This window comes from Pseudomonas sp. MWU12-3103b (assembly GCF_023100615.1).
Taxonomy (GTDB): Bacteria; Pseudomonadota; Gammaproteobacteria; order Pseudomonadales; family Pseudomonadaceae; genus Aquipseudomonas; species Aquipseudomonas putida_A.
Window position 1 is genome coordinate 195,659 of sequence record NZ_JALMEY010000002.1, and the last position, 21,036, is coordinate 216,694.

The 21,036-nt window shown below is 60.9% G+C and carries 19 protein-coding genes; 8 read left to right on the forward strand and 11 right to left on the reverse strand.

The annotated features are described in order from the left end of the window. Positions 1–5 precede the first annotated feature (5 nt). The 6 genes from pcaH (at position 6) to pcaC (ending at position 5,390) form a co-directional block, all read left to right on the forward strand. Positions 6–710: a protocatechuate 3,4-dioxygenase subunit beta gene (gene pcaH / locus M0808_RS04640; protein WP_027614394.1), complete on the forward strand. Its 705-nt coding sequence runs from the start codon at positions 6–8 to the stop codon at positions 708–710. A 1-nt stretch (position 711) separates the two neighbouring features. Further along, positions 712–1,278 carry a protocatechuate 3,4-dioxygenase subunit alpha gene (gene pcaG, locus M0808_RS04645; RefSeq protein ID WP_247840094.1) on the forward strand — a complete coding sequence of 189 codons (567 nt, stop codon included), beginning with the start codon at positions 712–714 and terminating at the stop codon, positions 1,276–1,278. Positions 1,279–1,476: 198 nt separating this feature from the next. Continuing rightward, positions 1,477–2,772, forward strand: a complete 1,296-nt coding sequence (locus M0808_RS04650; protein WP_041070509.1) for an MFS family transporter — start codon at positions 1,477–1,479, stop codon at positions 2,770–2,772. A gap of 46 nt (positions 2,773–2,818) precedes the next feature. Then, positions 2,819–4,183, forward strand: a complete 1,365-nt coding sequence (locus tag M0808_RS04655; RefSeq protein WP_247840096.1) for a 3-carboxy-cis,cis-muconate cycloisomerase — start codon at positions 2,819–2,821, stop codon at positions 4,181–4,183. 12 nt (positions 4,184–4,195) lie between these two features. After that, the gene (gene pcaD / locus M0808_RS04660; protein ID WP_247840098.1) at positions 4,196–4,987 is read left to right on the forward strand and encodes a 3-oxoadipate enol-lactonase; all 792 of its coding nucleotides are present in this window, start codon (positions 4,196–4,198) and stop codon (positions 4,985–4,987) included. 10 nt (positions 4,988–4,997) lie between these two features. Next, positions 4,998–5,390 (forward strand): 4-carboxymuconolactone decarboxylase, encoded by a 393-nt coding sequence (gene pcaC, locus M0808_RS04665; RefSeq protein ID WP_027614399.1) that lies wholly within the window; start codon positions 4,998–5,000, stop codon positions 5,388–5,390. A 122-nt stretch (positions 5,391–5,512) separates the two neighbouring features. Here the strand turns inward: pcaC and M0808_RS04670 are convergent, their stop codons facing one another. The 5 genes from M0808_RS04670 to emhA all read right to left on the reverse strand — a co-directional run bounded on the left by M0808_RS04670 (position 5,513) and on the right by emhA (position 14,040). Beyond that, positions 5,513–6,319: a methyltransferase domain-containing protein gene (locus M0808_RS04670; protein ID WP_247840099.1), complete on the reverse strand. Its 807-nt coding sequence runs from the start codon at positions 6,317–6,319 to the stop codon at positions 5,513–5,515. 279 nt (positions 6,320–6,598) lie between these two features. Further along, positions 6,599–7,858: an OprD family porin gene (locus tag M0808_RS04675; RefSeq protein ID WP_247840101.1), complete on the reverse strand. Its 1,260-nt coding sequence runs from the start codon at positions 7,856–7,858 to the stop codon at positions 6,599–6,601. Positions 7,859–8,275: 417 nt separating this feature from the next. After that, positions 8,276–9,736, reverse strand: a complete 1,461-nt coding sequence (gene emhC / locus M0808_RS04680; RefSeq protein WP_027614404.1) for an efflux RND transporter outer membrane subunit EmhC — start codon at positions 9,734–9,736, stop codon at positions 8,276–8,278. After that, a complete protein-coding gene (gene emhB, locus M0808_RS04685; RefSeq protein ID WP_210557946.1) occupies positions 9,733–12,882 on the reverse strand; it encodes an efflux RND transporter permease subunit in 3,150 nt (1,049 codons plus the stop codon). Before emhB ends, emhC begins: the two co-directional genes overlap by 4 nt. Before the next feature lie 3 nt (positions 12,883–12,885). Next, a complete protein-coding gene (gene emhA, locus M0808_RS04690) occupies positions 12,886–14,040 on the reverse strand; it encodes an efflux RND transporter periplasmic adaptor subunit EmhA (RefSeq protein WP_115988058.1) in 1,155 nt (384 codons plus the stop codon). Positions 14,041–14,307: 267 nt separating this feature from the next. On the opposite strand from emhA, the gene emhR reads away from it, so the two are divergent. Further along, positions 14,308–14,940, forward strand: a complete 633-nt coding sequence (gene emhR / locus M0808_RS04695) for an efflux system transcriptional repressor EmhR (protein WP_027614407.1) — start codon at positions 14,308–14,310, stop codon at positions 14,938–14,940. A gap of 365 nt (positions 14,941–15,305) precedes the next feature. Here emhR and M0808_RS04700 read toward each other — a convergent pair whose 3' ends face one another. The 4 genes from M0808_RS04700 to M0808_RS04715 all read right to left on the reverse strand — a co-directional run bounded on the left by M0808_RS04700 (position 15,306) and on the right by M0808_RS04715 (position 18,487). Beyond that, positions 15,306–15,755, reverse strand: a complete 450-nt coding sequence (locus M0808_RS04700; RefSeq protein WP_247840103.1) for a hypothetical protein — start codon at positions 15,753–15,755, stop codon at positions 15,306–15,308. A 159-nt stretch (positions 15,756–15,914) separates the two neighbouring features. Continuing rightward, complete coding sequence (locus M0808_RS04705; RefSeq protein WP_096797051.1) at positions 15,915–16,964, reverse strand: alkene reductase; 1,050 nt, start codon at positions 16,962–16,964, stop codon at positions 15,915–15,917. Between the two features lie 30 nt (positions 16,965–16,994). Further along, positions 16,995–18,161: an MFS transporter gene (locus tag M0808_RS04710; RefSeq protein WP_003222434.1), complete on the reverse strand. Its 1,167-nt coding sequence runs from the start codon at positions 18,159–18,161 to the stop codon at positions 16,995–16,997. A 5-nt stretch (positions 18,162–18,166) separates the two neighbouring features. Beyond that, complete coding sequence (locus M0808_RS04715; protein ID WP_003222436.1) at positions 18,167–18,487, reverse strand: helix-turn-helix transcriptional regulator; 321 nt, start codon at positions 18,485–18,487, stop codon at positions 18,167–18,169. 169 nt (positions 18,488–18,656) lie between these two features. On the opposite strand from M0808_RS04715, the gene M0808_RS04720 reads away from it, so the two are divergent. After that, on the forward strand, positions 18,657–19,235 hold the full coding sequence (locus M0808_RS04720; protein ID WP_247840105.1) for an ACP phosphodiesterase: 579 nt from the start codon (positions 18,657–18,659) through the stop codon (positions 19,233–19,235). Between the two features lie 110 nt (positions 19,236–19,345). Here the strand turns inward: M0808_RS04720 and M0808_RS04725 are convergent, their stop codons facing one another. Then, positions 19,346–20,140, reverse strand: coding sequence for a lysophospholipid acyltransferase family protein (locus M0808_RS04725; protein WP_247840107.1), 795 nt, complete (start codon positions 20,138–20,140; stop codon positions 19,346–19,348). Next, complete coding sequence (gene olsB, locus M0808_RS04730) at positions 20,140–20,895, reverse strand: L-ornithine N(alpha)-acyltransferase (protein ID WP_007963187.1); 756 nt, start codon at positions 20,893–20,895, stop codon at positions 20,140–20,142. Before olsB ends, M0808_RS04725 begins: the two co-directional genes overlap by 1 nt. Positions 20,896–21,036: the final 141 nt, after the last annotated feature.

Consider the following 21,036-nt stretch of genomic DNA (forward strand, 5'->3'; position numbering starts at 1 on the left):
GCGAAATGACTGACAAGCCTGGCTACCGTCGTCCGCAGGAAGGCACCCAGCCTGAATACCTGCACCCGACGTATCAATCCACCAACCTGCGCTCGCCGTCCAAGCCGTTGGTGTTTCTGCCGCATTCGTTGTCGGAGATCACCGGCCCGACCATCGGTGCCGAACGCGTCGCCGAGAAAGACAACGACCTGACCGCGCAGCACGACGGCGAGCCGTTGGGCGAGCGCATCATCATTCACGGCCGTGTGCTCGACGAAAACGGTTTGCCGGTGCCGGGGATTCTGGTGGAGATCTGGCAGGCCAACGCCGCCGGTCGCTACAACCACAAGCGCGACCTGCACGACGCACCGCTGGACCCGAACTTCACCGGCACCGGCCGCACCGTGACCGACGCCGATGGCTGGTATCAGTTCCAGACCATCAAGCCCGGCGCCTATCCGTGGGGTAACCACCACAACGCGTGGCGCCCGGCGCACATCCATTTCTCGCTGTTCGGGCCGAGCATCCTCACTCGTCTGGTGACACAGATGTACTTCCCCGGCGATCCGCTGCTGGCCTACGACCCGATCTACAACTGCGTGCCGGACACCTCCGCCAAGGAACGTCTGATCGCCGCTTTCGATCTGGAAAAAACCATTCCGTCCTACGCCCTCGGCTATCGCTGGGACATCGTCTTGCGCGGCCGCGACGCCACGCCGATGGAGAAATAAGATGACGCTGACTGCCACCACGTCCCACACCGTCGGGCCGTACTACCACATCGGCCTGACCTGGCTGAACCGCGAAAATCTCGCGGTCGAACAAACCCTCGGCGAGCGCGTGGCGATCACCGGCCAAGTCGTTGACGGCAACGGCGATGTGGTCAACGACGCGATGCTCGAAGTCTGGCAGGCCAACGCCGCCGGCAAGTACGCGCACCCGGAAGACGAGCAGGACAAACCGCTGGATCCGCATTTCGAAGGTTTTGGCCGGGTGCCGGTGGACGCCGAAGGGCGCTTCCGTTTCACCACGATCAAACCGGGCACGGTCGAAGGCCTGAAGGGCTCGACCCAGGCCCCGCATCTGGTGGTGCTGGTGTTTGCCCGTGGTCTGGTCAAGCACTTGCTGACACGCATCTACTTCGAAGGCGACCCGGCGAACGTCGATGATCCGCTGCTGGAATGTGTGCCGGCGGAGCGCCGCGGGACGTTGCTGGCGAAGCCGGATGCGGCGGGTGTTTATCAGTGGAATGTGATTTTGCAGAGCACAGAGGCTGAGACGGTGTTCTTCGATTATTGAAGGGACAACATACATCCTCTGTGGGAGCGGGCTTGCTCGCGAAGAGGGCGTGTCAGGCGATATTAATGTTGACTGACCCACCGCCTTCGCGAGCAAGCCCGCTCCCACAGGGGGAAAACTGTGTTGCTGATTCGATGTGGAACGGGACTGTTGCGAAGTGTGTCTAGACTCTCACCTGTCCCTTCAGAGTAAAAAACAATGACCACTACCACCGCTCATTACACCGGCGAGGAGCGCAGCAAGCGCATCTTCGCCATTGTCGGTGCCTCGTCCGGCAACCTCGTCGAATGGTTCGACTTCTACGTCTACGCCTTCTGCGCGATCTATTTCGCCCCGGCGTTTTTCCCCTCCGACAACCCCACGGTGCAACTGGTCAACACGGCCGGGGTGTTCGCTGCCGGGTTTCTGATGCGCCCGATTGGCGGCTGGATCTTCGGGCGGCTGGCGGACAAGAAGGGCCGCAAGACCTCGATGATGATTTCGGTGCTGATGATGTGCTTCGGCTCCCTGCTCATCGCCTGTCTGCCGACCTACGCCAGCATCGGCGTCTGGGCACCGTTGCTGTTGCTGTTCGCGCGGCTGTTGCAAGGCCTGTCGGTGGGTGGCGAATACGGCACCACCGCCACCTACATGAGTGAAGTCGCGCTCAAGGGCCAGCGCGGCTTTTTTGCCTCGTTCCAGTACGTGACGCTGATTGGCGGGCAACTGCTGGCGGTGTCGCTGGTGGTGATCCTGCAGCAGTTTCTCAGTGAAGATGAACTGCGTGCTTACGGCTGGCGGATTCCGTTTGTGGTCGGTGCGGTGGCGGCGGTGATTTCGCTGTTCCTGCGTCGCTCCCTGAAAGAAACCACCAGCAAGGAAATGCGCGAGAACAAGGACGCCGGCAGCATCCGCGCGCTGTTCCGTGATCACAAAGCCGCGTTCATCACCGTGCTCGGTTACACCGCCGGTGGCTCGCTGATTTTCTACACCTTCACCACGTACATGCAGAAGTACCTGGTGAACACCGCCGGCATGCACGCCAAGACCGCCAGCTACATCATGACCGGCGCGCTGTTCCTGTATATGTGCATGCAGCCGCTGTTCGGCATGCTCGCCGACAAGATCGGCCGACGTAATTCGATGCTCTGGTTCGGCGCGCTCGGTACGCTGTTCACTGTGCCGATCCTGTTGAGCCTGAAAAGCATCAGCAGCCCGATTCTGGCCTTTGTGCTGATCACCGTGGCGCTGGCGATTGTCAGTTTCTACACCTCGATCAGCGGCCTGGTGAAAGCCGAAATGTTCCCGCCGGAAGTCCGCGCCCTTGGCGTCGGTCTGGCCTATGCAGTGGCCAACGCGATCTTCGGCGGTTCGGCGGAATACGTGGCCCTGAGCCTGAAAGCCGGGGGCATGGAAAACGCGTTCTACTGGTACGTCACGGTGATGATGGCGGTGGCGTTCCTGTTCAGCCTGCGCCTGCCGAAACAGGCGGCGTACTTGCACCACGATCTGTAAACCGATGTGCGCGGGCCGCATTGGCACGCGCCGGCAAGGACTGTTTATGACTCAGCGACCGGGCAATCAATTGTTCGATGCCTACTTCACGGCCCGCGACATGCGCGAGGTGTTCTGCGATCAGGGCCGGGTGCAGGCCATGCTCGATTTCGAAGCGGCGCTGGCCCGGGCCGAGGCGCGGGTCGGGGTGATTCCGGCGTCTGCCGTGGCGCCGATTGCCGCCGCTTGCAATGCCGGTCTGTATGACTTCGCGGCGCTGGGCGAGGCGATTGCCACGGCCGGCAACTCGGCGATTCCACTGGTCAAGGCATTGGGCAAGCAGATCGCCGCGAGCAGTGCCGAGGCCGAGCGCTATGTGCATCTGGGCGCTACCAGTCAGGACGTGATGGATTCCGGGCTGGTCCTGCAATTGCGGCAGGCGCTGGAACTGATTGAATGTGATCTGGCAGCGCTGGCCGATTCGCTCGCCACCCAAGCCAAATGTTATGCGGCGACGCCACTGGCCGGGCGCACTTGGCTGCAGCACGCCACGCCCGTCACCCTCGGGATGAAGATTGCCGGTTGGCTCGGCGCGGTAACCCGCAGCCGTCAGCGTCTGCGCGAACTCAAACCACGGCTGCTGGTGCTGCAATTCGGCGGTGCTTCCGGCACCCTCGCGGCGCTCGGCGAGCAAGCGCTGCCGATCGCCCAGGCGTTGGCCGAAGAGCTGCAACTGACTTTGCCTGAACAACCGTGGCACACCCAGCGGGATCGCATCGTCGAGTTCGGCGCGGTACTCGGTTTGATCGCCGGCAGCCTCGGCAAATTGGGGCGCGACGTCAGTCTGTTGATGCAGACCGAAGCGGCGGAAGTGTTCGAGCCGTCGGCACCGGGCAAGGGCGGTTCCTCGACCATGCCGCACAAGCGCAATCCGGTCGGCGCGGCGGTGTTGATCGGCGCGGCGACGCGGGTGCCGGGGCTGGTTTCGACGCTGTTCAGCGCCATGCCGCAAGAGCACGAGCGCAGCCTCGGTCTGTGGCATGCGGAATGGGAAACCCTGCCGGAGATCTGCTGCCTGGTGTCCGGTGCGCTGCAACAGGCGCGCTTGCTGGCCGATGGTCTGGAAGTCGATGCCGAGCGCATGGCGCGCAATCTGCAATTGACCCAAGGGCTGGTGCTGGCCGAAGCGGTGAGCATCGTCCTCGCGCAACGGGTCGGTCGCGACACCGCGCATCACTTGCTTGAACAGTGCTGCAAACGCGCGGTGGCCGAACATCGCCACCTGCGTGCGGTGCTCGGCGACGAGCCGCAAGTGACCGCCGAACTGAGCAGCACCGAACTGGATCATCTGCTCGACCCCGCGCATTACCTCGGCCAGGCACAAACCTGGGTCGAGCGCGCGGTGGCCGAACACAACGCATTGTCTGTCTGAAAGGAGAGGGCTGTGGCTTTCGTTCAACTCGCCGATGGCGAACTGCATTACGTTATTGAAGGCCCGGTCGATGCGCCGGTGCTGGTGCTGTCCAACTCGCTGGGCACCGACCTGCACATGTGGGACGCGCAGATGCCGGCATTCACCGAGCATTTCCGGGTGCTGCGTTTCGACACCCGTGGTCACGGCCAGTCGCTGGTGACGCCGGGGCCTTACAGCATCGAGCAACTGGGCCGCGACGTGCTGAGTCTGCTGGATGCGCTGCACATCGAGCGTGCGCATTTCTGCGGATTGTCGATGGGCGGGTTGATCGGCCAGTGGCTGGGGATCAATGCCGGTCATCGTCTGCACAAACTGATTGTGTGCAATACCGCCGCGAAGATCGGCGACCCGTCGGTGTGGAATCCGCGCATCGAAACCGTGTTGCGTGATGGCCCGGCAGCGATGGTCGCATTGCGTGATGCGTCGATTGCCCGTTGGTTCACGCCTGATTTTTCCGCGGCCAATCCGGCCGCGGCGAAGAAAATTACCGACATGCTCGCGGCGACTTCGCCTGACGGTTATGCGGCCAATTGCGCGGCGGTGCGCGATGCCGATTTCCGTGAGCAACTGGCCTCGATCAACCTGCCGTTGTTGGTGATTGCCGGTACTGAAGATGCGGTAACGCCACCGTCCGGTGGGCATTTCATTCGGGAGCATGTGCGCGGCGCCGAGTACGCCGAGTTCTATGCCGCGCACCTGTCCAACGTGCAGGCGGGTGCCGATTTCAGTGATCGTGTGTTGGCGTTTCTGAACGCTCAGTGAGGGGAAGTTTGTGGACGAGAAACAACGTTACGACGAAGGCCTGCAAGTACGCCGTGCGGTATTGGGCGATGCCCACGTCGATCGCAGCCTGAATGCGCTGACCGAGTTCAACTCGGAATTCCAGGAGATGATCACCCGTCACGCCTGGGGCGACATCTGGACCCGCCCGGGCCTGCCTCGGCACACGCGCAGCCTGATCACCATCGCCATGCTGATCGGGATGAACCGCGAGGCCGAGCTGAAATTGCATCTGCGTGCGGCGGCCAACAACGGTGTGAGCCGGAGCGAGATCAAGGAAGTGATCATGCAGAGCGCGATTTATTGCGGGATCCCGGCGGCGAATGCGACGTTCCATCTGGCGGAGTCGGTGTGGGATGAGCTGGGCGTCGAATCCCGGGAGTGATGGTGCCTGAACTGACGCCTTCGCGAGCAAGCCCGCTCCCACATTTAGAATGCATTTCCCTGTGGGAGCTGGCTTGCTCGCGAAAGCGGCAGACGCCGTGATGCATCAATCAGCACAGACACTCAGACCTTGGCGACAATAAAAATCCGCTTGAACGGAAACAGAGTCTGCCCGTTGTTCTCCGGCGGGTAATGTTTATGCACCCGCATCAGGAAGTGATAGATAAACCGCGCCTGTTCCTGAGACGTCAGCGTCTGCATCACCGGCCGCAGCGCCGAGACCTTCACCCAGTCGTACACCGGCGATTTGCCGCCAACCACCTGCAATTGCTCGGTTTCCCAGATCTCCAGCGACGTGGTCAGCGGCGCCAGCACGCGGTAATAGTCCTCCAGTGTCAACAATGACCGCGCAGCCATGCACTGGCGCAGTTGCGGTGTGCCGATGGGGGTGTGTCCCGGTCCCGCGTCGTCGAGGGTGTCGAGCATCAATCGATACCACAAGGCATCGCGCCAGTCCGGCATGTGCACCGCCAGACAGCCGCCCGGGCGCAGATACCCCAGCAGGCGCGGCAGCAGGTGTTGATGATCGCCAATGAAATGCAGCACCGCCGCCGCGAGCAGCAGATCGGCCGGTTGTTCGGGTTGCCAGTCGAGCAGGTCGCACTCTTGCCATTGAGCGTTGATCGGCAGGCACCGGGCCTGATCAAGCATCTGCCGCGAGCTGTCGACACCCAGCAACTGCGCACGCGGCCAGCGCTCGGCCAGCAGTTGAGTGGCGATGCCGGTGCCGCAGCCCAGGTCACAAATTCTTCTGGGATCGGGCAGATCGATACGGTCGAGCAATTCGTTGACCGGGCGTTGCCTGAGACGGGAAAACTGCTGGTACGCCTTGGCGTCCCAGTCGGGGGCTGCGTTGAGTGGGTTGATCATGAGGTGGTCCTCCGATGATCAGCAGTGTCTTCCGATGACAACCTGGCCAAATCTTGAGGACCAACAACTTTGGATAGCGGAAGTGGGGAGGGTGTGGCGCCTGAGTCCTTCAGGTGTTTCCTACTCTACCCGAGGCTTTGCTAAGTGCCACAGATCCTGACGGATGGCACAACACCCCTGTGGGCGCGGGCTTGCTCGCGAAGGCGGAGGGCCAGGCAGCATTGACGTGACTGGTAAACCGCTTTCGCGAGCAAGCCCGCTCCCACAGGGGCTTGGTGTTTACAGCAAGCTGATCGGATAGCTGATGATCAGACGGTTTTCGTCGAACTCGTTGTTGCTGAAATCGCGGCGCATGGTCGAGTTGCGCCAGCGCACGTTGAGGTCGCGCAGGGCGCCGCTCTGTACGGTGTAGCCCAGTTCCGATTCGCGGCCCCATTCCTTGCCGTCGGTGATCGTTCCGGTGTGTACGTTGTCGCCGCTGATGTAGCGGTTCATCAGGGTCAGGCCGGGGATGCCCAGGGCGGCGAAGTTGTAGTCGTGGCGCACCTGCCAGGAACGTTCCTGAGCGTTGTCGTAGCTGGAATTGTAACTGTCGTTGGCCAGGGTGCCGCCGCTGGTGCCGTTGACCCGCATCCAGGCGCTGTCGCCAGTGAGTTTTTGCAGGCCGACGTAGAAGGTGTTGCCGCCGTAGCGGGCCGAGAACATCCCCGACCAGGTCTTGTTGTCGAGTTCGCCGGCGCGGGCGCTGCCGTCGTCCTTGCCGTAGAAGAAACCAAGGTTGGCGCCCAGCGTCCAGTCGCCGAGTGGCTGGCTGTGAGTCAGGTTGAGGTATTGCTGGCTGTAGATGTCCTTGAGTTCGGCGTTCCACAGGCCGATCTGCGTGCGTTTTTCGTTGAAAACGTACTCGCCGCCCTGAAAGTTGAAGCGATCAGAGGTGAACGCCGCTTTGCCGAACATCGACATGTCGCTCATGCTGCTGTCGTCGCGCGGGCTGTTGGCGCGGAACTGCCCGCCATACAGGGTCAGGCCGTTGATTTCCTTTGAGGTGATCTGCCCGCCACGGAAGGTTTGCGGCAGCGAACGGCCGTCGTCCGAACGCAGGATCGGCAGCACCGGCATCCATTCGCCGACCTTGATTTCGGTCTGCGACAGTTTGGCCTTGAACGCGACGTTGGTGCGGCCGAAGTTGTCCGCCGGTCGCCCGTCGTGATCCAGCGGCAGCAGTTGCGTGCCACCGGTGCCTTTGCCGCCATCGAGTTTCACCGAGTACAGGCCGAGCACGTCCATGCCGAAGCCAACGGTGCCTTGGGTGAAGCCGGATTTGGCGTCGAGGATGAAGTTCTGCGTCCACTCTTCAGCCTTGCCCTGAGCCTTGGTCGGGTTGGTGAAGTTGCGGTTGATGTAGAAGTTGCGCAGGTTGAGGTTGACCTTGGCACCTTCGACGAAACCGGCTTCTTCGGCTGCGGCGGGGAGGGCGACGCCGGTCAAGGCCAGGGCGATCAGGCCGGGGAGTGCGTACGGCGCAGTGGGATGAGTCATCGCAGGGTCTCTTGTTATTTTTTTTAGGTCGAACAGAGCCGTTGCCGCCATTTTCGGGGCGGGCACGAGCTTGCAGAATCAGGGATGAAGCGGCGGCGATCAGCCGGACGGGACAGGGCGCGGGAGCATGGTGTCGAACCTGTTGTTATTGGTTTTGTGGAGCGAATGGTGCGGGGGGCGATGGGCGGGATTCAATCGGGCAAAGCGGGTTTTGGGCGATTATCGAACGCAAGATTGAGCCGGGTTTTTTCTCGCGTCTATCAGGGCCTCTTCGCGAGCAAGCCCGCTCCCACAGGAGAATGCATTCCAAAAGTGGGAGCGGGCTTGCTCGCGAAGAGGCCGGCTCAGACGCCACAATATTTCTGACAGGCAACAAAAAGCCCGCCAAGTGGCGGGCTCCTTGTGTTCACCGGATGATCAGAACAGCTTCATCTTCGGTGCTTCTTCTTTCAGCGGTTCGTTCTGCGCGGTCTGCGCATTCCAGCCACCACCCAGGGCCTTGTACAGGTTGACCGCACTGGTCAGCTGCGCGAGGCGGTCGGTGATCAGTGCCTGTTGCGCGCTGAACAACTGACGCTGGGCGTCGAGGAAGGTCAGGTTGCTGTCGACACCGATGCGGTAACGACGCTCGGCCAGGCGGTAGTAATCCTGGTTGGCCGCGACGAAGTCACGCTGCGCCTGCAACTGCTCGGTGTAGGTCTGGCGGGCAGCAAGGCCGTCGGCGACTTCCTGGAAGGCGGTTTGAATCGACTTCTCGTAGTTCGCCACGCCAATGTCCTTCTGGATCTTGGCATAGTCGAGGCTGGCACGCAGGCTGCCGGCGTTGAAGATCGGCAGGTTGATCTGCGGCTGGAACAGCCAGGTACCCGAGCCGCCCTTGAACAGACCGGACAGGTCCGGGCTCAGGCTGCCCGCGTTGGCGGTCAGGCTGATGCTCGGGAAGAACGCTGCACGGGCGGCGCCGATGTTGGCGTTGGCCGCTTTCAGGTTGTACTCGGCTTGCAGGATGTCCGGACGACGCTGCAGCAGGTCCGAAGGCAGACCGGCCGGTACATCGCTGAGCAGGTCATCCGACAGCGGTTTGGCCGCTTGCAGATTGGCCGGGATGCCGGTGCCGAGCAGCAGGGTCAGGCTGTTTTCGTCCTGAGCCACCTGACGGGTGTACTTGGCCAGTTGCGCCCGGGCGTTTTCCACCGAGGTGCGCGACTGCGCCAGGTCCAGCGCCGAGGCCACACCGACTTCATTGCTGCGGCTGGTCAGCTTGTAGCTTTCTTCAAAGGCACCGAGGGTGTCTTGCGTCAGCTTGAGCAGTTCCTTGTCGGCCTGCCAGGTCATGTAGGCGTTGGCGACACTGGCCACCAGACTGATCTGCGTGCTGCGGCGCGCTTCTTCGGTGGCGAAGTATTGTTGCAGCGCTTGTTCGCTCAGGCTGCGCACCCGACCGAACAGGTCGAGTTCGTAGGCGCTGATGCCGACGGTCGCGGTGTAGGAGCTGCTGATGTTCGCTTCACCGGTCTGCGAGGCGCGGGCCGGAACCCGCTGACGGCTGCCGCTGGCATTGGCCGATACCGCCGGGAACAGGTCAGCACGCTGGATGCGGTATTGAGCCGCATAAGCGTCGATGTTCAGCGCCGCGACACGCAGGTCGCGGTTGTTTTCCAGTGATACCTGGATCAGCTGTTGCAGGGCCGGGTCATGGAAAAACTGCTTCCAGCCCTGCTCGGCAGCGGCTTGCGCCGGAGCCTGGGCCGGCGAGTACGCCGGGCCCTGCGGGTACTGGCCCGCGACCGGTGCTTCAGGCTGCTGATAATCGGGGATCAGCGAGCAACCGCTCAGCACGAAGGCGGCGACTGCGATGGAGAGTAGCGACTTGCTCATTGGCCAGCCTCTTTAGGAGTTTCAGTCGTCTCGTCCGGGTCGGCGATTTTACGCTGGCCGATGGACGAAACCGTGACGAAGAACAGTGGGACCCAGAAGATCGCCAGGATCGTGGCCGTGAGCATACCGCCAATCACGCCAGTACCGATCGCGTGCTGGCTACCCGAACCGGCACCGGTGGAGATCGCCAACGGTACTACACCGAGGACGAACGCCAGCGAGGTCATGATGATCGGTCGCAGACGCATGCGGCACGCTTCGATCGCCGCATCGCGCAGACTGCGCCCTTGTTCATGCAGCTCCTTGGCGAACTCGACGATCAGAATGGCGTTTTTAGCCGCAAGACCGATGGTCGTCAACAGGCCCACCTGGAAGTACACGTCGTTGGACAGCCCGCGCAGGCTGGTGGCCATCAGCGCACCGATGATCCCCAGCGGTACCACGAGCATGACCGCGATCGGAATCGACCAGCTTTCATACAGCGCCGCCAGACACAGGAACACCATCAGCAGCGACAGGGCGTACAGCGCTGGCGCTTGCGAGCCCGACAGACGTTCCTCGTAGGACAGACCGGTCCAGGAGATACCGACACCGGCCGGCAGCTTCTTGGCAATCGCTTCGACTTCGGCCATCGCTTCACCGGTGGAGTAACCCGGCGCCGGAGAACCGAGCACTTCCATCGCTTCGACGCCGTTGTAACGGGCCAGTTTCGGCGAACCGTAGATCCACTCGCCCTTGGCGAACGCGGAGAACGGCACCATGGTTCCGGCGCTGTTGCGCACGTACCACTTTTTCAGGTCTTCAGGGCTCATGCGTGCGCCGGCCTGGCCTTGCACGTACACCTTCTTCACTCGACCACGGTCGATGAAGTCGTTGACGTAGCTACTACCGAAGGAGATCGACAGGGTGCTGTTGATATCGGAGAGACTCAGACCCAGGGCCTGGGCTTTCTCATCGTCGATTTCCAGATGGTATTGCGGCTCGTCGTTCAGACCGTTCGGACGCACCTGGTAGAGCACCTTGCTCTGCGCGGCCATGCCGAGGAACTGGTTGCGGGCTTCCATCAGTTTTTCGTGACCGATACCGGCGCGGTCCTGCAGGAACACGTCGAAACCGGTGGCGTTACCCAATTCCAGTACCGCAGGCGGGGCGAACGCAAACACCATCGCATCGCGGAAACTGAAGAAGTGTTGCTGCGCACGCTGTGCCAGGGCAAACACGCTGTTGCTCGAATCACGCTCGTGCCACGGCTTGAGCATGATGAACGCCAGCCCCGAGCTCTGACCACGACCGGCGAAGTTGAAGCCGTTCACGGTGAACACCGAGGACACCGCACCCGCTTCTTTATCCAGCAGGTAGGTACGCATCTCATCGATCACGACTTGAGTACGTTCCGCACTGGAGCCGGCCGGGGTTTGTACCTGGGCGAACAGTACGCCTTGGTCTTCTTCCGGCAGGAACGCGGTTGGAATGCGGGTGAACAGCCAGATCATGCCGACGACGATCAGCAGGTACGCCAGCAGGTACGGGGCTTTGCGCGACAACATGTTGCCGACACCGCGCTCGTAACTCCTGACACCGCGATCGAAATTGCGGTTGAACCAGCCGAAGAAACCTTTTTTCGGCGTGCCGTGGTCACCCTTGGCGATCGGCTTGAGCATGGTTGCGCAGAGCGCCGGGGTGAAGATCAGTGCAACCATTACCGACAGGGCCATGGCCGAGACGATGGTGATCGAGAACTGCTTGTAGATCACACCGGTGGAACCGCTGAAGAACGCCATCGGCAACAGTACCGCCGACAGCACCAGGGCGATACCGACCAGGGCACCCTGGATCTGGCCCATGGATTTCTTGGTCGCTTCCTTCGGTGACAGACCTTCTTCGGCCATCACCCGCTCGACGTTTTCCACCACGACGATGGCGTCGTCCACCAGCAAGCCGATGGCCAGCACCATACCGAACATGGTCAGGGTGTTGATGCTGAAACCGGCGGCGGCGAGGATGCCGAACGTACCGAGCAATACCACCGGCACGGTCATCGTGGTGATGACGGTAGCGCGGAAGTTCTGCAGGAACAGGAACATCACCAGGAACACCAGCACGATCGCTTCGACCAGGGTTTCAACCACACCCTTGATCGACTCGGTCACGACCGGAGTGGTGTCATACGGGAACACCACTTCCATGCCTTGCGGGAAGAACGGCTTGAGGTCGTCAATCGTCTTGCGCAGCGCTTTGGCTGTGTCGAGGGCGTTGGCACCGTTGGCCAGTTTTACCGCCAGACCGGACGCCGGGCTACCGTTGAACTGCGCGGAAATACTCGAGTTTTCACCGCCCAGACCGACGTCGGCCACGTCGCCGACACGGACCTGGGAGCCATCCTGATTGACCTTCAGCAGGATCGCCTTGAACTGCTCGGCAGTCTGCAGACGGGTCTTGCCGATGATCGTGGCGTTCAGTTGCTGACCTGGCAGCGCCGGCAAGCCGCCGAGCTGACCGGAAGACACCTGGACGTTCTGCGCCGAGATCGCGGCGCTGACATCCGACGGCGTCAGGTTGTACTTGTTCAGCTTGGCCGGATCGAGCCAGATGCGCATCGCGTACTGGGCACCGAAGACCTGGAAGTCACCGACACCGGCGGTCCGCGAGATCGGGTCCTGCATGTTCGACACGATGTAGTTGGACAGGTCGTCCTTGGTCATGCTGCCGTCACGCGACACCACGCCGATCACCAGCAGGAAGTTCTTCACTGCCTTGGTCACGCGGATACCCTGTTGCTGCACTTCCTGCGGCAGCAGCGGGGTGGCCAGGTTCAACTTGTTCTGAACCTGAACCTGCGCGGTGTCGGAGTTGGTGCCTTGCTCGAAGGTCGCGGTGATGGTCATGCTGCCGTCGGAGTTACTTTCCGAGGACACATAACGCAGGTTGTCGATACCGTTGAGCTGCTGCTCGATCACCTGGACCACGGTGTCCTGCACGGTTTGCGCCGAAGCGCCCGGGTAGGTCACGGAGATCGCGATGGCCGGCGGTGCAATGCTCGGGTACTGGTTGATTGGCAATTTCAGGATCGATAGTGCCCCGACCAACATGATCACCAGGGCAATTACCCAGGCGAAAATCGGACGGTCGATAAAAAATTTCGACATGAGTTACTCCCCTTTGCCGCCAGCGGCTTTGTCAGCTGCTTGAGCGGGGGCCGGGTTCTTGGCTACGTTGGTCGCTTCGGTCGGGTTGACCTGAGCACCTGGGCGAACGTATTGCAGGCCTTCGGTGATCAGACGATCGCCGGCTTTCAGGCCATCTTCGATCAGCCACTGGCTGCCAACGGTACGGCTGGCCTTGAGCTGACGCAGTTCAACCTTGTTGTCCGGGCCGACGACCAGTGCGGTCGGGGTGCCCTTGAGGTCACGGGTCACGCCTTGTTGCGGCGCCAGAATGGCCGCGGCGTTGACCCCGGCCTGCAACTGGGCGCGGACGAACATGCCTGGCAACAGGGTGTGATCCGGGTTCGGGAACACGGCGCGCAGGGTCACGGAACCGGTAGTCGGATCAACCGATACTTCGGAGAATTCCAGCTTACCGTCGAGCTTGTACTGGCTGCCGTCCTCAAGGGTCAGCTTGACCGCTGCCGAGTTGTCGCCGGCCTTCTGCAGACGACCGCTTTCCAGCTCGCGGCGCAGTTCCAGCAGCTCAACCGAGGACTGGGTAACGTCGACGTAGATCGGGTCCAGTTGCTGGATCGTCGCCATCGCGTCGGCCTGACCATTGCTGACCAGTGCGCCTTCGGTCACCGAGGAACGGCCAATGCGGCCGGAGATCGGCGCGTAGACCTTGGTGTATTTCACGTTGATCTGCGCACTCTGCAACGACGCTTCCGATTCCATGCGATTGGCGACGGCGGTGTCGTATTCCTGGCGGCTCACGGCCTGCTCGTCGACCAGTTGCTTGTAGCGGTCGGAGATCGACTTGGTCGAACGCAGGCTGGCTTCGGCGCTTTTCAGGGTCGCTTCATAGACTGCCGGATCGATCTGATACAGCTGCTGGCCGGCTTTGACGTCGCCGCCTTCTTTGAACAGACGTTTGAGAATGATGCCGTTGACCTGTGGTCGAACTTCAGCGATGCGGTACGCACTGGTGCGCCCCGGCAGTTCCGACGTGAGGGTGAACGCTTGTGGTTGCAGGGTGACGACGCCGACCTGAGGAGGCGGAGCGGCTGGGGCCGCTTCTTCCTTTTTACATCCGCTGAGCAGCGATGCCAGGGCGACGGCAGTGACCAGAGCGGTAACAGCTGGCTTGAATTGCATGAAGATCCTCGGGTCAGGCGCGCACATTGCGCACAAGAAGTGTGAAAGGGTAAAAAAATCGGGTCGAGTGGATAAGTAGCTTGCTAAGGAATATACTTACGTTCATGGTTGTTTGTAAATAGCTTGGCGTCGTACCCACCCTGTTACAAAATGCGTCGCAAGGTTTGAAATTGTAGGCCGGGGAGCCGATTCGTGAGAGATCAGCCCCCTCTTTATTCAGCGGATATTCAGCCATCCCTGAAACATCCTGTTTGAGGTTTTACTGCCATGGTCCGTCGTACCAAAGAGGAAGCTCAGGAAACGCGCAGCCAGATTCTCGAAGCGGCCGAGAAAGCGTTTTATGAAAGGGGTGTGGCCCGCACGACCCTGGCGGATATCGCGACAATGGCCGGCGTGACGCGCGGTGCCATCTATTGGCATTTCAGCAACAAGGCCGATCTGGTGCAGGCGATGCTCGACAGCCTGCATGAACCGCTGGATGAATTGGCCAAGGCCAGCGAGAGCGAGGACGAACTCGACCCGTTGGGGTGCATGCGCAAGCTGTTGATCCATCTGTTTCATCAGGTAGCCCTGGATCCGAAGACCCGTCGCATCAACGAGATTCTGTTTCATAAGTGCGAATTCACCGATGAAATGTGCGATCTGCGCCAGCAGCGCCGCACGGCCAGTCTCGATTGCAACCTGCGCATCGGTCTGACCCTGCGTAATGCGGTCAATCGCGGCCAGTTGCCGGAAGATCTCGACACTGCCCGGGCGGCCATCAGCATTCATGCGTATATCGATGGCCTCCTGTATGGATGGCTGTTGGCGCCGGACAGCTTTCAATTGCATGCCGAAGCCGAGCGCTGGGTCGATACAGGGCTTGATATGCTGCGCCTGAGCCCTAGCCTGCGCAAATGAAACAAAATGCGTAATTGAATCTGTCCGTGTCAAGACTTGAAGCGGGGAAATGTCCCTGCTTCAAGTCTTTTTGTAATGGAGTGCTTTTATATACGTACGTTGGCCAGGTTGATAGGTAGCGAGCTACGTATTTTGTAGGGGTTTTGTGTCGACTGTGTGAATGAATGTTAACGACTCGGGCTAAAAGGGCGCCGAGCAGCCGATACGCACCAACCGATCCGTTTCGTTTTTGAGTTCCCTTTGCCCGATCCTCACCACCAGGCTGCGTTACTTCCGATGGGCTCGAGCCACGGCCTTTAGTTTGCTCGCGCCTCTATAATGTCAGCGTTGTCCGTACCGTTACTGCATGAGCAGGTAACTCTCTATCAGGCCGATGGCGTCATGAATGCGATCATCTTATAGCTGTAAGGGTAAACCGGGTTTTCATTTTCCAATGCTGCGCCGCAGGTGATGGGGTCGGCGCCAACAGAGAACGCGTTGGTATCCCAGAAAAGTTCGACTTTTGGAGCCCTGTGCCCCGCCATTTGTCGGTAGCAATAACTGAGCGTAGTGTCGAACCGTACTTTCTGCTTGTAGTTGGTGTAGCAGATGTAAGTGTTGAATACCTCTTTTTTTATATCGTAATCAATAACGATGTCCTGTTTCAGATGAGGATCTCCTTCAAACAGCATAAAGACGGTCTGGTAGGGGAGGATCTTGTCGATACGCGTCAAGGGTGGGTGCTTTGGAGAGGCATCGTCAAGCCAGAAAGTAGAGTCCGTGGCATTGGTGATTTGCAGAAGGAATGTAAGTTTGTTTGGATCTATCTCATTCATTTTTATATAACCTTGCTTGATTAAGTTGGTGGGTTGTAATTGATGAGTTGCTGGGCGGAGCTTAGGTTTATATTGTTCTGATGGCGAATCTTTAAATGTATGAAAATAAAAAAAGCCCCGCCTCTTTCGAGGCGGGGCTTACTTGTTAGTTGTTGTTGTTTACAGCGTTGGATAATCGATATAACCGACCGGGCCTTTCGCGTAGAACAACTCGGGACGTGCGTCGTTCAGCGGTGCGTCGGCCTTCAGGCGTGCCGGCAGATCCGGGTTGGCAATGAACGGTACGCCGAACGCTACCGCGTCAGCCTTGCCTTCAGCCAGCCACGCATTGGCGCTGTCCTTGGTGAAGCGTTCGTTGGCGATGTACGCGCCGCCGAAAGCTTCTTTCAGCTGTGGGCCGAGGCTGTCGGCGCCTTCTTTCTCGCGGGAGCAGATGAAGGCGATGCCGCGCTTGCCCAGCTCGCGAGCCACATAAGTGAAAGTCTCGGCCAGATTGTCGTCGCCCATGTCATGGGAATCGGCGCGGGGTGCCAAGTGCACGCCGACACGGCCGGCGCCCCAGACGTCGATCGCTGCGTCAGTCACTTCCAGCAGGAGACGCGCACGGTTTTCCAGGGAGCCACCGTAGTTATCGGTGCGCTGGTTGGTGCTGCTTTGCAGGAACTGGTCGAGCAGGTAGCCGTTGGCGCCGTGGATTTCCACGCCGTCGAAACCGGCGGCTTTGGCGTTTTCGGCACCGGTGCGGTAGGCCTCGACGATCTCGGCGATTTCAGCGGTTTCCAGAGCTCGCGGGGTCGGATAGTCGGCCAATGGACGCACCAGGCTGACGTGACCTTTAGGCTGGATGGCGCTCGGCGCGACCGGGGTTTCGCCGTTGAGGTACGACGGATGCGAGATGCGGCCGACGTGCCACAGTTGCAGGACGATCTTGCCGCCGGCAGCGTGCACGGCTTTGGTCACGTTGGTCCAGCCGCGAACCTGGTCGTTGGACCAGATGCCCGGGGTGTCCGGGTAGCCGACGCCCATCGGCGTCACCGAAGTGGCTTCGGACAGGATCAGACCGGCGGAGGCGCGTTGCACGTAGTACTCGGCCATCAGCGCGTTCGGCACGCGGCCTTCGTCGGCGCGGCAGCGGGTCAGCGGAGCCATGATGATGCGGTTGGACAGCTCGAGGTCGCCCAGTTTGATCGGATCGAAAATAGTTGCCATGTGTACAACCCTCGTCAGTTAAGTGGTTAATCAGTGGGTAGCGGGGGCCAGACCGGCGTCGCCGTTCTGACGGAAAGTGATCAGGGTCACCAGCAGCGCGAGCACGGCCAGCGCGGCGGCGGCCAGGGGCACGCTGGTCAGGCCGAAACCGTGGGCGATGACGCTGCCACCGACCCAGGCGCCCAGGGCGTTGCCGATGTTGAATGCGCCGATGTTCAGGGTCGACACCAGGTTCGGTGCGGCCTTGCCGAAGGTCACCACGTTGACTTGCAGCGCCGGGACGGCGGCAAAGGAGGCGGTGGCCCAGAGGAACAGGGTGATTTCCGTCGGGATCAGCGCAACGCTGGTCCAGCTCAGCACAGTGGAGACCACCGCCATCGCCACGAACACGCCGATCAGGGTCGCGCCGAGACGCTTGTCCGCCAGTTTGCCGCCGATGATGTTGCCCACCGTCAGACCGAGGCCGATCAGCAGCAGGGTCCAGGTCACGCCTTTGGGCGAGACGCCGGTGACATCGCCGAGCAGCGGCGCGACGTAGGTGAAGAGGGTGAACATCGACGCGGCGAACAGCGCGGTCATGCTCAACGACAGCCAGATACCGGCGCCTTTCAGGGCGGCGAGTTCGGCGCGCATGTCGAGTTTTTCCTCGTCACGCTTGGCCGGCAGGAAGCGGATCAGACCGATCAGCGCCACTACACCAATCACAGTCACGGCCCAGAAGGTCGAACGCCAGCCGGCTTCCTGACCCAGCGCCGTGCCCAGCGGTACACCGAGGACGTTGGCCAGGGTCAGGCCGGTGAACATCAGCGCTACGGCGGATGCGCGCTTGTTCGGCGCCACCAGCCCGGCAGCTACCACAGAACCGATACCAAAGAACGCACCGTGGCACAGCGCCGTGACGACACGGGCAAACATCAGCACGTTGTAGTCACTGGCGATGGCACACAGCAGGTTACCGACGATAAAAATGCCCATCAGCGCTACCAGTGCGGCCTTGCGCGGCAGTCTGGCAGTGGCCAGTGCCATGAACGGCGCACCGATGGCCACGCCCAGGGCGTAACCGGTCACCAGCCAGCCGGCGCCGGGAATCGACACACCGAGGTCGGCCGCCACATCGGGCAGCAGGCCCATGATGACGAACTCGGTGGTGCCGATGGCGAAGGCGCTCAAGGCCAGAATGAGTAGCGAGAGGGGCATTTGAATCAATTCCTTGTGGGAGCGCTGAGCTCTTTGACGATGGCGTCGAGGAACGCCTGGATCACGTCCTCGTTGCGTTTGAAGAAGTGCCACTGGCCGGCTTTCTGGCTGCTGATCAGACCTGCGCGTTGCAGGGTCGCCAGGTGGGCGGAGACGGTCGACTGCGACAGGCCGCAGCGTTGATCGATCTGCCCGGCGCAGATGCCGTACTCGTGGTTGTGTATCTGCTCAGGAAACTGGGCTTTGGGGTCTTTCAGCCAGATGAGGATGTCTCGCCGTACTGGGTGCGCCAGGGCTTTTATTATTTCGTCGAGGTCGAGGTTCATGGCTTTATGCTCGTGATGTGTAGCGCTATATCGCGATGAGGCGAACTTTAAATCGGTATTTCGCGATATACCAATATGAATTTGATCTGACGACCGTATAAATCGGTATATCGGGTTATAACGATACGTGTGCTGTAACGATGAAAGCGCGCAGTGCTAAGCTGCGCCCATGAACTATCTCGCACATTTACACCTCGGAGGCCAGCACCCCGAGCAATTACTCGGCAGTCTGTATGGCGATTTCGTCAAAGGACGCCTGCAAGGGCAATTTGCACCGCAGATTGAAGCGGCGATTCAGCTGCATCGGCGGATTGATGTATTCACCGATCGCCACCCCTTGGTGGACATCGCCCTCGGGCGTTTCACCGAGACCCGGCGGCGTTACGCGGGGATTGTCCTCGATGTGTTTTTCGACCATTGCCTGGCGCGCGATTGGACGCTGTACGCCGATCGACCGCTGGAACATTTCACCCGCGATGTTTACCGGGTGCTGTCGAATGAACGGCAATTGCCAGAACGCCTGGCGAAAATCGCGCCGCACATGGTTGCCAATGACTGGCTGGGTTCGTATCAAGAGTTTGAAGTGTTGGAGCAGGTGCTGCGTGGGATCTCCCGCCGCCTGACCCGGCCTGAGGAGCTGGCGGGGGCGATGCAGGAGTTGCGGCGTTTGTATGAGCCGCTGAGTGAAGACTTCCGCTTGTTCTATCCGCAACTTCAAGAATTTGCACAAACGTCGACAACGCAGTAACCCCCTGTGGGAGCGGGCTTGCTCGCGAATGCGGTAGGTCATTCAACATGTGCATTGGCTGAACCACCGCTTTCGCGAGCAAGCCCGCTCCCACAGGGGGGATCTGTGTTTCAGGCAGCGATCAATTCGCCGGCGCGACGTGGTTCGGCCGGTTTGGCGATATCACCAAACAACGCCTTCTGCACCGCCTGCTGCGCTTCGAACGCCAGCGCCGCACGTTCGCGGCCCTGACAGGCGATCGGCTTGAGCAGATGCACTTCGACATCGCCGCAGTCGTGGCTGAACAGACGCATCAGATGCGACAGCAGATCATCGTCACCAATGAACGGCGCCAACGCGTCGATTTCGCCATTGCGCAGATAACGGATTGCCACCGGTTGCAGCATCACCTCCGAATCAATCGCCGCCGACAGCAGGCGACCATGAAAGGTGCGCAGCGAGCGGCCATCGGTGGTGGTACCTTCCGGGAACATCAGCAACGGATGTTGCGTTTGCAGGTGACGGGTCATCTGTTTGCGGATCAACTGGCTGTCACCCGAACCGCGACGGATGAACAGACTCCCAGCCTTGGCCGCCAGCCAGCCGGCCACCGGCCAGGTGCGCACTTCGGCCTTGGACAGAAACGACAGCGGCGTGAGCATGCCCAGCAGCGGAATGTCAGTCCATGACACATGATTGCTGACCCACAGCATCGGCTGCTTCGGCAAGTCGCCGTGCACGGTTACGCGAAAGGGCAGGGCATTGCTCAGACGCGCCATGAAAAACCGCGACCAGCGCTGCCGACGTTGCATCGAGTGCGCCAGGCCCAGACGTTCGAACATCCCGAAGACGCTGGCCATGGTCAAGCCCAGCGCCACCACCAGTAGCACCCGCGCGATCCGCGCGTACACGCGCAACCGGCTCATCACACGGCCGCCTTGAAGTGCTTGGCGTAGCGCGGGCAGAGTTCGTCGCGCTTGAGCAGGATGAACACGTCGGCGACCTGGAAGTCTTCGTCCCAGCACGGCTCGCCGCAGATCTTCGCACCCAGACGCATGTAGGCCTTGAGCAACGGCGGCATCTCGGCGATCACGTTCGATGGAATGTCCAGCGACGGCAGGGGATTCTTCGGCTCGGCGCGCAGGTGTTCGGTGCACAGATAACGCTCGCGCAGACGCTGCATGATCGCGTGGGCCTGCACGCCGCCGTCCTGCATCGGGATGCTCGCGCAACCCATCAGATAGCTGTAGCCGCCCTGATTCAACACTTCGGCCAGTTCACCCCAGAGCACGGCGATGGTGCCGCCGTTGCGGTAGGCCGGGTCGACGCAGGTGCGGCCGATTTCGAGGATCGGGCCTTGCAGATGGGCGAGGCCGTGCAGGCTGAATTCTTCTTCGCTGTAGAACTTGCCCAGGCTGCTGGCGGCGGTGTGATCGAGCAAACGGGTGGTGGCGACCAGACGCCCGGTGTTCAGGTCACGCACGCCGATGTGGCTGCAGTGAACATCATAGTCATCCATGTCCAGACCCAGTTCCGCGCCTTTCAGCTTGGCGTTGAACTCGCCGCTGAATACGCTGAAGCGCAAGGCCTGGGCTTGCTGCAAGGCCTCGGCGCCGATCAGGCGTTCGGCTTGCAGGCGGCGTTCATTGCCGGTGTCGCTGATGCGGGCGATCTGAGTCATTTGAATCTCCGTACGGGCCTTGAACCCGTCGTGGGTTGCAGCCGATCGACTTTCTTTATGCAGCCATGTTGTGCAAAGTCAGGCTATGTAGCCCCGGTGTCATCACCGTGAACGTTTGGTGATGCTTGTATGACAGCCCTC

Bases quoted from the DNA above. Each gene is read 5' to 3' on its own strand.
- emhB (WP_210557946.1), bottom strand. From the start codon at position 12,882: ATGTCGAAATTTTTTATCGACCGTCCGATTTTCGCCTGGGTAATTGCC.
- M0808_RS04650 (WP_041070509.1), top strand. From the start codon at position 1,477: ATGACCACTACCACCGCTCATTACACCGGCGAGGAGCGCAGCAAGCGC.
- M0808_RS04710 (WP_003222434.1), bottom strand. From the start codon at position 18,161: ATGCCCCTCTCGCTACTCATTCTGGCCTTGAGCGCCTTCGCCATCGGC.
- M0808_RS04670 (WP_247840099.1), bottom strand. From the start codon at position 6,319: ATGATCAACCCACTCAACGCAGCCCCCGACTGGGACGCCAAGGCGTAC.
- pcaG (WP_247840094.1), top strand. From the start codon at position 712: ATGACGCTGACTGCCACCACGTCCCACACCGTCGGGCCGTACTACCAC.
- M0808_RS04705 (WP_096797051.1), bottom strand. From the start codon at position 16,964: ATGGCAACTATTTTCGATCCGATCAAACTGGGCGACCTCGAGCTGTCC.
- olsB (WP_007963187.1), bottom strand. From the start codon at position 20,895: ATGACTCAGATCGCCCGCATCAGCGACACCGGCAATGAACGCCGCCTG.
- emhR (WP_027614407.1), top strand. From the start codon at position 14,308: ATGGTCCGTCGTACCAAAGAGGAAGCTCAGGAAACGCGCAGCCAGATT.
- M0808_RS04725 (WP_247840107.1), bottom strand. From the start codon at position 20,140: ATGAGCCGGTTGCGCGTGTACGCGCGGATCGCGCGGGTGCTACTGGTG.
- emhC (WP_027614404.1), bottom strand. From the start codon at position 9,736: ATGAGCAAGTCGCTACTCTCCATCGCAGTCGCCGCCTTCGTGCTGAGC.
- M0808_RS04655 (WP_247840096.1), top strand. From the start codon at position 2,819: ATGACTCAGCGACCGGGCAATCAATTGTTCGATGCCTACTTCACGGCC.
- M0808_RS04720 (WP_247840105.1), top strand. From the start codon at position 18,657: ATGAACTATCTCGCACATTTACACCTCGGAGGCCAGCACCCCGAGCAA.
- M0808_RS04675 (WP_247840101.1), bottom strand. From the start codon at position 7,858: ATGACTCATCCCACTGCGCCGTACGCACTCCCCGGCCTGATCGCCCTG.
- M0808_RS04700 (WP_247840103.1), bottom strand. From the start codon at position 15,755: ATGAATGAGATAGATCCAAACAAACTTACATTCCTTCTGCAAATCACC.
- emhA (WP_115988058.1), bottom strand. From the start codon at position 14,040: ATGCAATTCAAGCCAGCTGTTACCGCTCTGGTCACTGCCGTCGCCCTG.
- M0808_RS04715 (WP_003222436.1), bottom strand. From the start codon at position 18,487: ATGAACCTCGACCTCGACGAAATAATAAAAGCCCTGGCGCACCCAGTA.
- pcaH (WP_027614394.1), top strand. From the start codon at position 6: ATGACTGACAAGCCTGGCTACCGTCGTCCGCAGGAAGGCACCCAGCCT.